General features: G+C 67.3%; 13 protein-coding genes and 1 pseudogene. 3 read left to right on the top strand and 11 right to left on the bottom strand.

Annotated features, from left to right (window positions below):
* Positions 1 to 143: 143 nt before the first annotated feature.
* The 11 genes and pseudogenes from AB0H84_RS29295 to AB0H84_RS29345 form a co-directional block, all read right to left on the bottom strand.
* Positions 144 to 1,607, bottom strand: coding sequence for an RICIN domain-containing protein (locus AB0H84_RS29295; protein ID WP_357610934.1), 1,464 nt, complete (start codon positions 1,605 to 1,607; stop codon positions 144 to 146).
* 108 nt (positions 1,608 to 1,715) lie between these two features.
* The gene (locus AB0H84_RS29300; protein ID WP_357611260.1) at positions 1,716 to 1,943 is read right to left on the bottom strand and encodes an RICIN domain-containing protein; all 228 of its coding nucleotides are present in this window, start codon (positions 1,941 to 1,943) and stop codon (positions 1,716 to 1,718) included.
* A pseudogene (locus AB0H84_RS29305) lies at positions 1,901 to 2,059 on the bottom strand (hypothetical protein); the annotation flags it as partial. The gene AB0H84_RS29300 and the pseudogene AB0H84_RS29305, both read right to left, overlap by 43 nt.
* A complete protein-coding gene (locus tag AB0H84_RS29310; protein WP_357610936.1) occupies positions 2,056 to 2,349 on the bottom strand; it encodes a DNA-binding protein in 294 nt (97 codons plus the stop codon). The pseudogene AB0H84_RS29305 and the gene AB0H84_RS29310, both read right to left, overlap by 4 nt.
* A 101-nt stretch (positions 2,350 to 2,450) precedes the next feature.
* The gene (locus AB0H84_RS29315) at positions 2,451 to 2,735 is read right to left on the bottom strand and encodes a hypothetical protein (protein WP_357610939.1); all 285 of its coding nucleotides are present in this window, start codon (positions 2,733 to 2,735) and stop codon (positions 2,451 to 2,453) included.
* Positions 2,736 to 2,948: 213 nt separating this feature from the next.
* On the bottom strand, positions 2,949 to 3,815 hold the full coding sequence (locus AB0H84_RS29320; RefSeq protein ID WP_357610942.1) for an aminoglycoside phosphotransferase family protein: 867 nt from the start codon (positions 3,813 to 3,815) through the stop codon (positions 2,949 to 2,951).
* 37 nt (positions 3,816 to 3,852) lie between these two features.
* The gene (locus AB0H84_RS29325) at positions 3,853 to 4,770 is read right to left on the bottom strand and encodes a carbohydrate ABC transporter permease (RefSeq protein WP_357610945.1); all 918 of its coding nucleotides are present in this window, start codon (positions 4,768 to 4,770) and stop codon (positions 3,853 to 3,855) included.
* Positions 4,770 to 5,681, bottom strand: a complete 912-nt coding sequence (locus tag AB0H84_RS29330; protein WP_357610948.1) for a sugar ABC transporter permease — start codon at positions 5,679 to 5,681, stop codon at positions 4,770 to 4,772. The genes AB0H84_RS29325 and AB0H84_RS29330 overlap by 1 nt, the downstream gene beginning before the upstream one ends.
* On the bottom strand, positions 5,681 to 7,093 hold the full coding sequence (gene ngcE / locus AB0H84_RS29335; RefSeq protein WP_357610951.1) for an N-acetylglucosamine/diacetylchitobiose ABC transporter substrate-binding protein: 1,413 nt from the start codon (positions 7,091 to 7,093) through the stop codon (positions 5,681 to 5,683). The genes AB0H84_RS29330 and ngcE overlap by 1 nt, the downstream gene beginning before the upstream one ends.
* Before the next feature lie 19 nt (positions 7,094 to 7,112).
* The gene (locus tag AB0H84_RS29340) at positions 7,113 to 7,847 is read right to left on the bottom strand and encodes an SIS domain-containing protein (protein ID WP_357610954.1); all 735 of its coding nucleotides are present in this window, start codon (positions 7,845 to 7,847) and stop codon (positions 7,113 to 7,115) included.
* Entirely contained in the window at positions 7,848 to 8,717 is an 870-nt protein-coding gene (locus AB0H84_RS29345; protein WP_357610957.1) for a MurR/RpiR family transcriptional regulator, read from the bottom strand.
* Positions 8,718 to 8,796: 79 nt separating this feature from the next.
* Between AB0H84_RS29345 and AB0H84_RS29350 the strand changes: the two genes are divergently transcribed.
* From AB0H84_RS29350 to AB0H84_RS29360, 3 genes are all read left to right on the top strand, one after another.
* Positions 8,797 to 9,744, top strand: coding sequence for a BadF/BadG/BcrA/BcrD ATPase family protein (locus AB0H84_RS29350; RefSeq protein ID WP_357610960.1), 948 nt, complete (start codon positions 8,797 to 8,799; stop codon positions 9,742 to 9,744).
* A 90-nt stretch (positions 9,745 to 9,834) separates the two neighbouring features.
* On the top strand, positions 9,835 to 11,364 hold the full coding sequence (locus AB0H84_RS29355; protein ID WP_357610963.1) for a hypothetical protein: 1,530 nt from the start codon (positions 9,835 to 9,837) through the stop codon (positions 11,362 to 11,364).
* Between the two features lie 68 nt (positions 11,365 to 11,432).
* Entirely contained in the window at positions 11,433 to 12,053 is a 621-nt protein-coding gene (locus AB0H84_RS29360; protein WP_357610966.1) for a DUF6461 domain-containing protein, read from the top strand.
* The last annotated feature ends 147 nt before the right edge of the window (positions 12,054 to 12,200 follow it).

A 12,200-nucleotide genomic window follows, 5' to 3' on the forward strand; every position in this document is an offset into this window, starting at 1 on the left:
CGCCCGCGGCCTGGGGGGGGGGGCGGCGGCCGGGGGGGGGGGGGGGGGGGCGCCCCCCCCCCCCCCCCGCCCCCCCCCCCCCCCACGTCCGTGGGTTGCTGCTGTGGCAGCGGTCACGCTGATGATGCGAGGTGGACGGAGGTCTATGCCGCATTCCGCGTGAACTGCTGGTTCTGTCCGCTGCCGCAGGTGTACTGGATCAGGCGGGTGCCGTCTGCGGTGGAGTTGCCGGGGACGTCCAGGCATTTGCCGGAGTGGCGTGCGATGAGCCGTACCCGCCCGCTCCCCGCGTCCTGTGCCTGCCATTGCTGGTTCTGTCCGCCGCCGCACGTCCACTGGACGATCCTGGCGTTGTTGGCGGTCGAGGACCCGTCCACATCGAGGCATTTGCCGGAGTGCCCGGCGACGATCTGGTAGTAGCCGGTGCCGAGGTCCCGGAACTGCCAGCGCTGATTGGCGCCACCGTTGCAGCCGTACTGGGCGATCTCGGCCCCGTCCGCCACAGACGCGCTGACCACGTCGACGCACTTGCCCGAGTGCGCTGCCGTGAGCGTAACCATTGCGGGAGTACTGTCACCGTCGCCCCAGCCGTGCCTGAGGCGCTCGGCGCCGGTGGCGTTGCGAATGCTCAAGCTCAGGCTGGTGCCGCTGCCTTGGAGCGCGAACATGGAGTAATGGTCGTAGCCGTTCCCGCTGTCCTTTCCCCCGAGCGCCGGCCAGTAGACAGAACCCATGTGCAGGTCCCGCATGGAGTCGGTGTCCGCGCGGAAGTAGCGAACGAAGTTGTTGGTGCTGCCCGCGTCGTTGTAGTTCAGGCCGTTGTCCATCTCAGCACCGAACTCGGTCGTGACCGCTCGCGAGGCGCAGGTGCCCAGCCGTTCGCGGAAGCTCTGGACCCAGCCGGCGTAGTCCTTCTGGCCGTAGAAGAAGGCATAGTGGTGATAGGAGAGCAGCGTTCCCGCGAGGCGGCCGTCGGCGCAGACCGGCCTGATGTCCTGGCTGAAACCGGTGCCGCCCACCAGAATCCGGCCTTTCGGAATCGACGAGCGGGCGTTGATCCACGAGGCGGCGAAGTTCGTCCACTCGGAGGTGCTGTAGCCGTGAGGTTCATTCATCGGCTCGAAGTAGACCAGGTCGTTGGAGCCGTACTGGGCGACCACGGTGTTCCACATGGCGTTGAAGGCAGCCGTGTCGGTTATCCGGCCGCCTGAGGCTGCGGCGTCCTCCCAGTAGGCGAGGATCACCTTGAACCCTCTGGCGGTGGCGGCATCGATCGTGGCGCGGTAGGCGTTCCACCACGACGAACTGACGGTGTGGGTGTTGACGGGTAACCGTACGGTGTTGACGCCGAGCTGGCTCTCGAAGCCGTTGTAGACGGCGTCCGCCTTGGCTCGGACGGTCGCGTAGCTGTCCGATGTGGCGAGTCCGTGGAGGACGAGCAGGCCTTTGACGAAGTTGTCGCCGGGTACGGCCCAGTTCACGCCTCTGAACTGGCTGGTGTCCGCGCTGGCCGGTGGGGCGCCCGCGAGCGCGACTACCGGTACCAGGGCAAGTGTGCTCAGAACGCTGAGCAGGATTCGGCGGAGGAAGCGGGGGTGATTTGTCATTGTATTGCCCTATCTCGTGGGGCTTGACGACTTCCGGCTTGAGCCGGACCATCGCTACCGCGCCACCCAGCACGGCCGGCGACGGTGATCTGCCTCCAAGAACGTATGTCACACCGGACGAGTCAGGAAGGTGAGGCAGGCCTGCGATATGGCGCAGCCGGATTGCCGGTTGACGAGGCTGATCGCGCCACCGCCGTGGTCCACGATGCGCCATCGCTGGCTGGTGGCGGCGGGTTGCTGGGTGATGTCGGCGCCGCTGCTGTTGCCGGCGACCTGGAGGAAAGGCCGCTGTGACGGGCCTTGACGCGGACCTGGCCGTCGCCGGTGTCGACGAATTCAAACTGCCGATCGGGCGTGCTACCGGCCGACCACTGGATCAGCGCAGCGCCGGCCGCGGTGGAAGCCCCGTGAAAACGGCGGACTTGGCGGGGCGCGAGATTGTCGTGATCTATACCGCTATCAGGCGCACTCGATTACCGCAGAGCTTTGTCATGTCGTCGATGTCGGACGTGAGCATGACAACGGGCCGCCGTTGTCGTACAGCCATCTCCGCCACAACGGCGTCGGTGGCGTACTTGTGGCCGTGCAACCCGGCCCCGACCAGCATCGCCGAAGCTGATTTCGCCTCCTCTTCCCCAACGTGGACGATCCGTGTGCCGGACAGCAGCCATGCGAGCCGCGATCGGTCCGTTCGGTGGTAGGCGGCCTCGATAATGGCGAGAGCGCTGATCACCACTTCCATCCCGCGCCTTCGCGCTTCCGCGACCAAGGCGACAACAGACGACTGATCTGCGACCAACTTCGACAGTCCTTCGCAGTCGAGGACGAGAGTCCCCTCGTGCGTCAACCTGCGACCCGCCACTCCTCCTCCTCGGAGAACACCTCGTCAAACACTTGGCGGGCACGCTCCTGCTCCTCCGCAGGCACGGGGCCGTTGCGGCGCGCGTAGTCGGCCAGATACTCGTCCAGTATCTGGCCACGCAGCTCGCGTTCCACGGCCGCGGCAATAAACGCGGAGAACTCCCGCTTGCCCACGCGGCGGCGGATTGCCTCAGCTGTCCCTTCAGCCAAGGAGAGGCTCACCCGGGTCGAGGGTCCCTCGCCGATGCCGTACGAAGTCTCCGACATGGTTCCGCGATTATCAAAAGAGTAGGAATTCAAGCCAGGCGACGCGCAGACGTAGCCTGCGCCCGGGTAAGAGCGTCTGAGCGCAGCGAAGGCCTTGCGCGCCGTCAGGCGCGCAAGGAAGACAGAGCAGCCCGAGCGCAGCGAGGACCGCTCGGGGCGGGCTCCAGCAGGCCCACTTGGTAATAGGGCAATGGGTGGGTTGCCCAAGCCCACCTACGCGAAGGTCCAGGCCAGGTGGGCCAGGGCGGCGTCGGCGTAGTGGTGGGGGCCCGTGCTCAGGCCGTACGCCAGGTCCTCGATGAGCGCGCACCTGGCGTAGAACAGCACCCTGGCCCGGTCGGCGTCGTCCAGGTGGAAGCCGTAGTGCGACAGCGTCGCCTCGAGGAACTCCGGGCCCAGGTCGCGGTGGATCAGGGCGAAGTCGTGGGCCGGGTCGGTGATGGCTGCGTCGGTCCAGTCGATGATGCCGGTGATCGTGGCGGCCTCCGCGTCCACCAGCACGTGCTCGGCGCCCAGGTCGTTGTGGCAGAAGCGTAACGACAGGGGCTCGTCCGGCGGTGACTCCTCGAAGAAGCGCTCCACCAGGGGGCGCTGCTTCTCCGGGACGTGGCTCTCCACGTCCCGGTAGTCGAGCTCGGCGTCCTGGAGGAGCGTCGGCGCCGGGTAGACGTCCAGTGGGGCCACGTCCCGCAGCCCGGCGGGTGGGGCGGCGTGGAGGGCGGTGAGGAACTCGCCCAGGGGTTCTGCGAGGCGCCGCAGATCGGGGGCCGGGTGTTGCCGGTCCTGTGCCGGGTGCCGGTTGAGGGGCTCGCCCGGGAGCTTGTGGTACGCGATCACGCCGGACTCGTCGTCGGCGAAGACCACCTCGGGGACCGGCAGTGGGGAGAGCTCCCTGAGGGCCGCCAGGCGGGCGACCTCCTGCCGGTTCTCGTCCGGGGTCGTCGCCTTGTTGCGCCGTACCAGCAGCTCGTCGTTGACCTCGTACACCATGTTGTCGAGGCCCTGGCCGAGCGGGCGGACGGAGCGCACCCGGTAGTCGGGGAGATGGCGCGACAGCAACGTGCGGATGTCGCCGTTCACACTCCGCAGGGTAAGCCTCCCGGGCCGGGCGCGCGAGCTATTTGAGCGCTCCCGAGGTCAGGCCGCTCTGGATCTGGCGCTGGAAGACCGTGTAGACCACCAGCATCGGGAGGATGGCCAGGGTCAGGGCGGCGAAGAGGGCGGACCAGTCCTGGTCGTATCCGGCGGCGGTGGAGATGTCGGCGATGCCCTGGGTGAGCACCCATTTCTCCCGCTCCTGCAGGAGCACCAGAGGCAGCTGGTACTGGTTCCACTGGCCCAGGACGTTGAAGATCGTGATGCTGATGATGCCCGGCCGCGCCATCGGGAGCATGATCTGGAAGAAGACCCTGGTGTGCGACGCGCCGTCCACCATCGCGGCCTCCCCGACGGCGGTGGGGAGCGTGCGGAAGAACGCCGACAGGAAGAAGACCGTGAACGGCATCGAGTACGCGATGTAGACCAGGACCAGGCCCGCATGCGTGTTCAGGCCGATGAACGGGCCGATCACCGGCACGTTGCCCATGTTCTGGACGACGAAGAAGAGCGGGGTCAGGGCCAGGTAGACGGGGAAGGCCAGGCCCGAGACGAAGAGCAGGTAGATCGCCCGGTTGCCGCGGAAGGGGTAGCGCGCCAGCACGTACGCGGCCATCGACCCGATGAGCATCGTCCCGAACGTACTGAACGACACGACGATGACGCTGTTGAGCATGTACTGGCCGATGTGCGCCTGCTCCCAGGCCCTGGCGAAGTTGTCCCAGTGCAGCGAGGCGGGCAGGGACCAGGCGTCGCCGAAGATCTCGTCCTCGCTCTTGACCGAGGCCAGGAACGTCCACAGGATCGGCACGGTCACCAGCAGCGTCCAGATCAGCAGCGCGACGTGCGTCAGCACCCCGAGCGGGCCGAGCCGCCGCCTGCGCTCCTGGCGGGCGATCTTGCGGGAGTTCGCCGCCGTCCACGAGAGGGTCGTTGTCATCAGTACTCGATTCGTTCGCGCCGCGAGAAGCGCAGCGACAGGATCGCGAAGCCGACGGTGAAGAAGAACATCACCACGCCCAGCGCCGAGGCGTACCCGAAGCGGAAGTACTGGAACGCGTTGCGGTAGATCTCGGCGGCCATGACCGTGGTCGACCAGTCGGGGCCGCCGTGCTGGTCGGTCATCACCCAGACGATCGCGAAGACGTCCAGCGCCAGGATCCCCAGATAGACCCAGGCGACCTGGACGGTGTCCCAGAGCAGCGGCAGCGTGATGCGGAAGAACAGGCTCACCCGCCCGGCTCCGTCGATCTGCGCGGCCTCGAACATGTCCCTCGGGATGGAGGCCAGGCCGGCGGAGAAGAGCACGACGTAGAAGCCGACCGCCTGCCAGACCATGACGCCCAGCACCGACCAGAACGCCACCCCGGGATCGGACAGGAACCCGATCGGCTTGACCCCGAGCGCCATCAGCGGCCCGTTCAGCATCCCGCTGCCGTCCGGCCGGAACACCTGCTGGAACAGCACCGCCACCACGGCCACGGCCAGGACCTGCGGGAAGAAGAAGACCACGCGGTAGAACTTCGACCCGCGGATCCCCGTCGTGCCCTGCGCGCCGCCCACGTTCAGGAGAAAGGCGAAGAACAGGGCGATGACGATCGTGATCAGCGGCAGCAGCACGAGCAGCGCGCCGTTGTGCGTGACGGCCTTCCAGAACGTCCCGTCGCTGAGGAGCCGCTTGAAGTTGTCGAGACCGATGAACGTGGGCGTCGCCGTCACGCCGCGCCAGTCGGTCATCGCGATGTAGAACGCCTGGATGTACGGCGAGATCACGTAGACCAGGTAGAGAATCACCGGGGCTGCCAGAAACGAGGTGATGAACAGCCCGCGGCGATACCTGTTGAAGATCATCAGCGCTTGTACTTCTTGATCGAGGAGTCCTTCTTGAGCTCGTCTGCCTTCTTCTGCAGCCGCTCGAGGTAGGCGTCCGGCTTGATGCCACCGGTCATCAGCTCGCCGGTGGCGGCGATGGCCTCGTCCTTCAGCTGGGCGTACCAGGTCTGCCAGCGGTAGTAGACGACGTTCGTGCCCGCGGCGGCGAACGCCTTGGTCGCGCTCTCGGCGCCGGGCGACAGCTTCCGGCCCTCACCCGCGCCCTTGACCACCGAGACCGTCTTGACCATCTCGCTGAAGTCGCCGGCCGCCTTCTTCGACAGCATGGCACGCAGGTACTCCATGCCGCCCTGCGGGTTGGCGGACTTGGAGGGGACGATGAAGTTCTCGCTCGGCTGGCTGTGCAGCATGCCGTACGGCAGCTTGTCGGAGCCGCCGAAGTCGGGGATCGGGAACATGCCGTACTCGAAGTCGGCCGGGGTGGTCGTCTTCTGCTCGTTCTCCAGCCAGGAGCCGGAGGGCAGCATGGCGACCTTGTACTTGTTCTGGGCCGTCTGGGTCTGCACGTGGTCGAGGCCGGCGGTGCCCTCCATGAGGTACTTGGCGCCGATCTCGGCCCAGGCCGTGGCCGAGGTCTTCATGGCGTCGGTCTTCCAGGCGCCGTCCTCGAGGTTGTCGATGTTGACGAGGACCTCGGCGCCGCCGATCTTGGCGGCCATGGTGAGCAGCGGCTCGTAGAGGTACTGCGGGAACTTCCCGGCGTAGGTGAAAGGCGCCATCTTGCCGGACTTCTTGATGGTCTCGCAGAGCTTGAGGAACTCGTCCCAGGTCTTCGGGGCCTCCCAGCCGTTGTCGCGGAAGGCCTTCTGCGAATACCAGATGCCGAAGATGTAGTTCACGTACCCGAGCACGCTGAAGGTGCCGTCGTACGTGCCGAGGTCGATGACGGCCTGGTCGATGGTCTCCCTGACCTTGGTGTTCGGGTCGTCCCAGCTGGGCGCGTCGAGCAGCGGGGTGAGGTCCTGGAGCTGGCCGTCCTGGGCGAGCGCGCCGAAGTCCATGGCGTTGGCGCCGGAGTTGTCGATGACGTCCGGCGGGTTGCCGCCGGCGAAGCGCGGCTGGAGGACCTTGGTGATCTCCTTGGTCGCGTTGTGCTTGATCTCGACGTTGGGGTGCTTGCTCTTGAAGAGCGGCTGGTGGATGTTCTTGGCGTAGTCCTGGCCGAAGCCGCCGTCGAAGATCCACACCTCCAGCGGCTTGTTGTCCGCCATGCCGAACGGGTTGGCCGCGCTGGTCGCGACCGGCGCGGCCGAGGACGAGGCGGACGGCTTGGCGGCGGGCGTGGCACACGCGGCCAGCGCCCCGGCCACGGGGACGAGGGCGGCGCCGCGAAGGAGCTCACGACGGCTGATATGGGGGGTGTTAGGCATATGACTGCTCCTGACTTGTCTATGATCCGCGTCGGATGCGCCCTGCGTAGCGGCTCTCCAGGGCCCGGTTGTGCTCGTCGCCGCCGGTCACGTTGGCCGACAGGTAGACGGGCGGCGTCTCGCCCGAGGCCACGAGCTCGTCGATCGCCTCGGTGACCACCATCTGCGCGAGCAGCGCCGAGGTGATCGTGGACACCGCGCCGTAGGAGCCGCCGCCGGGCAGTTCGAGGATGGCGTCGCCGTACGGCGCGCCGTTGTCCAGCACGACGTCGGCCAGGTCGAGCAGCTTGCGCCCGGAGGGGTGGCGCGAGGTCATCCGGGTGCTGTGCTTGACCGAGGTCAGCGCGATCAGCGGGTGGCCGCGCTCCTTCACGAGGGTGGCGAGCTCGACGACCGTGCCGTTCACGCCGGAGCTGGAGATCAGCACGAACACGTCCTGCGGCTCCACCGGCGCCAGGTCGTAGATCTCGTGCGCGATGGCCGGGTCGCGCTCCAGCTCGGAGGTCAGCACGCCGGGCGGGTGGCCCCCGTACAGGACGAGGTCCCTGGGCGTGAGGCGGTTGCTGGGGACGAGACCGCCGGCCCGTCCGGCGATCTCCATGGCGATGGCCTCGGAGTGTCCCGACCCGAACGCGTTGACCACGCCGCCCGCCCGGATCGAGGCCACCAGCAGCGCGGCGGCCTTCCTCACCGGTTCGGCCTGGCTCTCCGCGACCTGATGCGCCAGCTCGAGGACCTTGGATGCGTACGTCATTCAGCCTCTCTCCACCCGATGGCTCTCCACCGCGCTGATCGTCCGCTCGAACGCCTCGTTGGTGCGTTCGTAGGTGCGCTGGGCCACCGCCACGTACACGGCGTCCAGCACGAACAGCTGCGAATGGACGGCGGCCAGCCCGCCGAGCCTGAACGTGGTCTCCCTGCTGGCGGTGGTCAGCACCAGATCGGCCAGCTCGGCCAGCGGGGATCGGGCGAAGGAGGTGACCGCGACCGTCAGCGCGCCGTGACTGCCCGCCTCGGCCAGCGCCTCCATGACCTCGCGCGTGCGCCCCCTGTGGCTGATGCCGATGGCCACGTCGCCCTCCTTGAGCAGCGCGGCCTCCGACAGGGCCACGTGCGCGTCGCCGGCGCTCCAGCCGGGGATGCCGATGCGGCGCAGCCGGCCTTCCAGCATGGTGGCGACGTTACCGCTGGTGGAGACGCCGACGAGGAGAACACGCGGGGCGGCCACGATCGCGTCGGCCACCTTGGCGACGACGTCGAGGTCGAGCTGCGCGGCGGTGTCCTGGATGAGCCTGGCGTCGGCGGCGGCCATGACCTCGATGGCCGAGTCGAGCGGGTCGTCCGGGCCGATCTCGTGGCCGACGCCCGCGCCCCATCCCGCCTGGGCGGCCCTGCCGGTCTCGGTGGCGAGGGCGACGCGCAGCTCGGCGTATCCGGAGAAGCCGAACGCCCGGCAGAACCTCGTCACGGTCGCGGGCGAACTGCCCGCCCGCTCGGCCAGCGCGATGATGGTCGAGCGCGCGGCCTCGGCCGGATCGCCGAGAATCACCTCGCCGACCCTGCGCAACGCCTCCGGCAAACCGGGTAGTTCTGTTTCGACGCGCCCGAGCGCTCCTGAAGTCACGAATATTCCTTCCGAATACCCGGTCTTCTGGCGAAAATTATTCTTGCTTCCGGTCCACGTCAACCCCCAGACTCTGACCGTGACTGAATCGCTAGTGGTCGGTGTCGACGCCGGAGCCACGTCCACGCGGGTCGCCGTCCACTCCCTCGGCGGCGCCCGGGTCGGTTACGCGCGGGCCGGCGCCGGCAATCCCACTGCTCACGGGCTGGCCAAGGCGGTGGCGGCGATCGCCACCGCGCTCGGAGAGGCCCTCGGGACGCACGACGGCGGGCGGGTCGTCGGCTCGCTGGCCGGGATCGCCGGGCATGTGCAGGAGATGGTGCCCGAGCTGGCGAAGGTCTGGGCCGACCACGGCATCGCCGAGGGGCCTCGTTACATGGGAGACGTGCCGATCGCCTACGCCGCGGGCTCCGCGGAGCCCGACGGCTCGCTGCTGCTGTCGGGCACGGGCGCGGTGGCGGCCAGGATTGTGGGCTTCAAGGTCGACCAGGTCGCCGACGGTCTCGGGTGGCTGCTGGGCGACGCGGGGTCGGGCTTCTGGATCGGCCGCCGGGCCGTCAAGGCCGTGGTCCACGCCCTGGACCGGGGCGCGCCCCCGCGTGGCGGCGGTCTGGCCGAGCTGGTGGTGGAGCACTTCCTCGGCGATGATCGGCCGGCCGCGTCACGCGCCGCCGCCGACCGCATCGTACGGCTGGCGCAGGCCGACCACATGCGCCTGGCCGCCCTGTCCTCCCTGGTCAGCCGGGCCGCCGAGGCAGGCGACCCGGCCGCGCTCGAGATCGCGTCAGAGGCCGCGGAGCACCTCGTCGCCACGCTCAGGAGGGTGCACGAGTCCGGTCCGGTGGTGCTGGCGGGGAGCGTGCTCACCAGCGAGGGCCCGGTCCGCCAGGCGGTGACGGAGCGGCTGGCGGGCGAGCACGTCACGACGGCGGGGGACGCGGCGGGCGCGGCGGCCTGGCTGGCGGCCCGCGACGTCCTCCGGGAGGCCGACGCGAAGGCGCGGCACGCCGCATTCACCGCACTCTGAGCGAGCGGCCCGTACATCGGCTCAACCGGCCACAACCCGACCCTTCCGGCATACGGCAAGGTCACCGACCCCGACGGCCGCTCCTCCACCATGACCGTCGAGATCGAACACGACCCATCCGTTCCCAGCCAAGGCACCGGCTCGATCTGGTCGGGCACCAGTGGCAGCACCACCTCAAGCGGCAGCACCGCCTTGATCACCACCGCCTCTGGCAAACTCACCAACGGGTGGAAGGTCCGCTGGCGCGCCCGCGCCACCGCCGCCGGCGTCAACGGCGCCTGGACCAACTGGCATAGCCTCACCGTCAGCGCGTCCGGTTTGTCACGCGCAGTGGCTCAGGACCCGTCCCCCACGGACAAGCCGTTTAACTACGAGCGAATGACGCTCGAGCAGTGCACCCAGGTTCGCAAGGACAGCGGACGGCCGTACCACGCATTCGGCTGGGCCAAGGTCACGCCCTACACCGCCTGCTATAGCAGGTGGAAGGGATGGGGCGTCTACAAGGTGAACGCCATAACCGGCCTGCCTGCGGAGCCGATCGAGAACGGCGTCATGATGGAGACGTCGCTCGTCATGAACACCTATCTCGGCACTCAGGACGGAAACGGCGTGCAGGGCGCCGGAGTCGGAGGCTCGGCTCTCAGGCCGCGCGACATCTCCGTGTTCACCTCAGTCAAGAACATCAAGGTGATAAAGGATGGGCAGGAGATCCCGCCCCCCGACGATTTCAAACTGGAGCTGGACGTAGACACCATCGGATCGGACGGCTCCTCCTGTGACTGGATCATCGGAGCAAGGCGCACCGAACCGCTCAGCAAGTGGATCGCGGACGGCTACGACGAGTTCCTCTTCAGGTCGAACGGCGACAACTTCGTGACCTGCACCATCAAGCCAACGATCTGGCTCTACCATCCTGCTTGGATATTCGAGAGCAATCCCAAGGTGCCCCTGTGGGCCAAACCAGAAATCGAGCGGGTTCCGAGCAGGCGCGATCCTCTCGTACCCACCGTCCGCTGCGACAGCCTCGCTATGGGGCCGAACAAGGATGAATACATCGTCATCTACAAGGGCGCCTGCAGGTTCCTAGGGGCCGACAGAGTCTTCCGGATGTCCCGGTCGGACCAATATACTCAAGAGGTCGCGCAGCATATCTGGGACGCCTTCTACGACTCCGCGAACACCAAGCCGCCCAAGCGGAACGACTTCGGCGAGATAGTCCGAAAGGATATTCCAGGAAACTATGACGCGCCCCGCTTCCTCCCCGGCGGCGTAGAGAATCCATCTGGAAAGGCGCTCACCAAAATCAACGATGGCGCCCTGGCCGCCGACGGGAAGAAGATGCGAGGCAAGAACCGGTATTGGACCAGGAAAGCCTGCCTGGACCACTATCCAGACTGGACCGAGAAAGACCAGCAGTGCGATGAGTTCCCGTTCGCCTCGACGAAAGAGGGAGCCGGCGACGGATTCCTGACAACCGATGGCAAGTGGTTCCGCTGGGAGAACGCCTCGGCACGTGCCGTGAAGACGGCGCACAACCAGGTGGCCGGACGGGACCTCTGGCTCTTCTACGCTCGCTATCGAGTAGTCAACAACAGCAAATTCTGGGTCAGCGTCAAGTAGCCGCCCCCGGAACAGGTGCCGGACCGCATGGTCGGGCACCTGTTCCTCCATCTCATGGGAAGGATCTCATGCCTCGCCCGACCGATCTGTACGATCTGATGGTCTCCTTCGATCTTGACAGCGAGGAATACTCCGGCTTCCACCTGGTGTGGGCGGAGGGAATGGGTGCCAACGAGCTGTGCCGCCGTCTGGGCGGCGACCCGGCCAGCGCGTTCCGGTGCGACATCAACAACATGGCGCGACCAGACGCGGAGCAAGGTCCCAATATGTGGGCCGGCACGGCCAACGGCTGGGCGCAGGCCTTACTCTTCGATCTTTTCGCCTCGCCGATGTCCTTCCTCCAGCAAGTGTCGCGCGGCACGCGAGCGCTCAGCATCCGATGCGGCTACGACAACTATCGCCTCGACTGGGCAGTCGACGGGGTCCTCGTCACCTGCTTCCCCATAGACTGGCCGACCGAGCGAGGAGGCTTCGACCCGCACGCCCTCGACCCACTCATGGAGGGATTGGCCTTCCAACTGGACAACCCTGATGATTACAGCATCGAGGACCCCGTGACCATCGAAGTCAGCGTCACATCCGCCCTACGGCTGGCAGGCCGGATCACCGGACGCGAGATCGACGCGAAATGGCTGAACGCCGTGCACAGTCGCTACTCTCTCAGGCCGAGCCGACCGCAAGAGACGTGAATCGCCTCGGTATGGCGCAATCCATAGAACGGCTCCAGGTAATTACCGTGGAGTGCAGGACAACGTAGCCGCCAGCGGTGGGATGAGGTTGTGCAGTGCGCGGCTCTACGCTCATCAAACTCGGGGACATACCAGGAATGATCTCGG

This window comes from Nonomuraea sp. NPDC050786, assembly GCF_040654115.1.
In the GTDB taxonomy this organism is placed as follows: Bacteria; Actinomycetota; Actinomycetes; order Streptosporangiales; family Streptosporangiaceae; genus Nonomuraea.

What these genes read in the sequence shown, in the direction of transcription:
- AB0H84_RS29295 (WP_357610934.1), bottom strand. Translation starts at nt 1,607, where the DNA reads ATGACAAATCACCCCCGCTTCCTCCGCCGAATCCTGCTCAGCGTTCTG.
- AB0H84_RS29310 (WP_357610936.1), bottom strand. Translation starts at nt 2,349, where the DNA reads ATGGAAGTGGTGATCAGCGCTCTCGCCATTATCGAGGCCGCCTACCAC.
- AB0H84_RS29315 (WP_357610939.1), bottom strand. Translation starts at nt 2,735, where the DNA reads ATGTCGGAGACTTCGTACGGCATCGGCGAGGGACCCTCGACCCGGGTG.
- AB0H84_RS29325 (WP_357610945.1), bottom strand. Translation starts at nt 4,770, where the DNA reads ATGACAACGACCCTCTCGTGGACGGCGGCGAACTCCCGCAAGATCGCC.
- AB0H84_RS29330 (WP_357610948.1), bottom strand. Translation starts at nt 5,681, where the DNA reads ATGATCTTCAACAGGTATCGCCGCGGGCTGTTCATCACCTCGTTTCTG.
- ngcE (WP_357610951.1), bottom strand. Translation starts at nt 7,093, where the DNA reads ATGCCTAACACCCCCCATATCAGCCGTCGTGAGCTCCTTCGCGGCGCC.
- AB0H84_RS29340 (WP_357610954.1), bottom strand. Translation starts at nt 7,847, where the DNA reads ATGACGTACGCATCCAAGGTCCTCGAGCTGGCGCATCAGGTCGCGGAG.
- AB0H84_RS29355 (WP_357610963.1), top strand. Translation starts at nt 9,835, where the DNA reads ATGACCGTCGAGATCGAACACGACCCATCCGTTCCCAGCCAAGGCACC.
- AB0H84_RS29360 (WP_357610966.1), top strand. Translation starts at nt 11,433, where the DNA reads ATGCCTCGCCCGACCGATCTGTACGATCTGATGGTCTCCTTCGATCTT.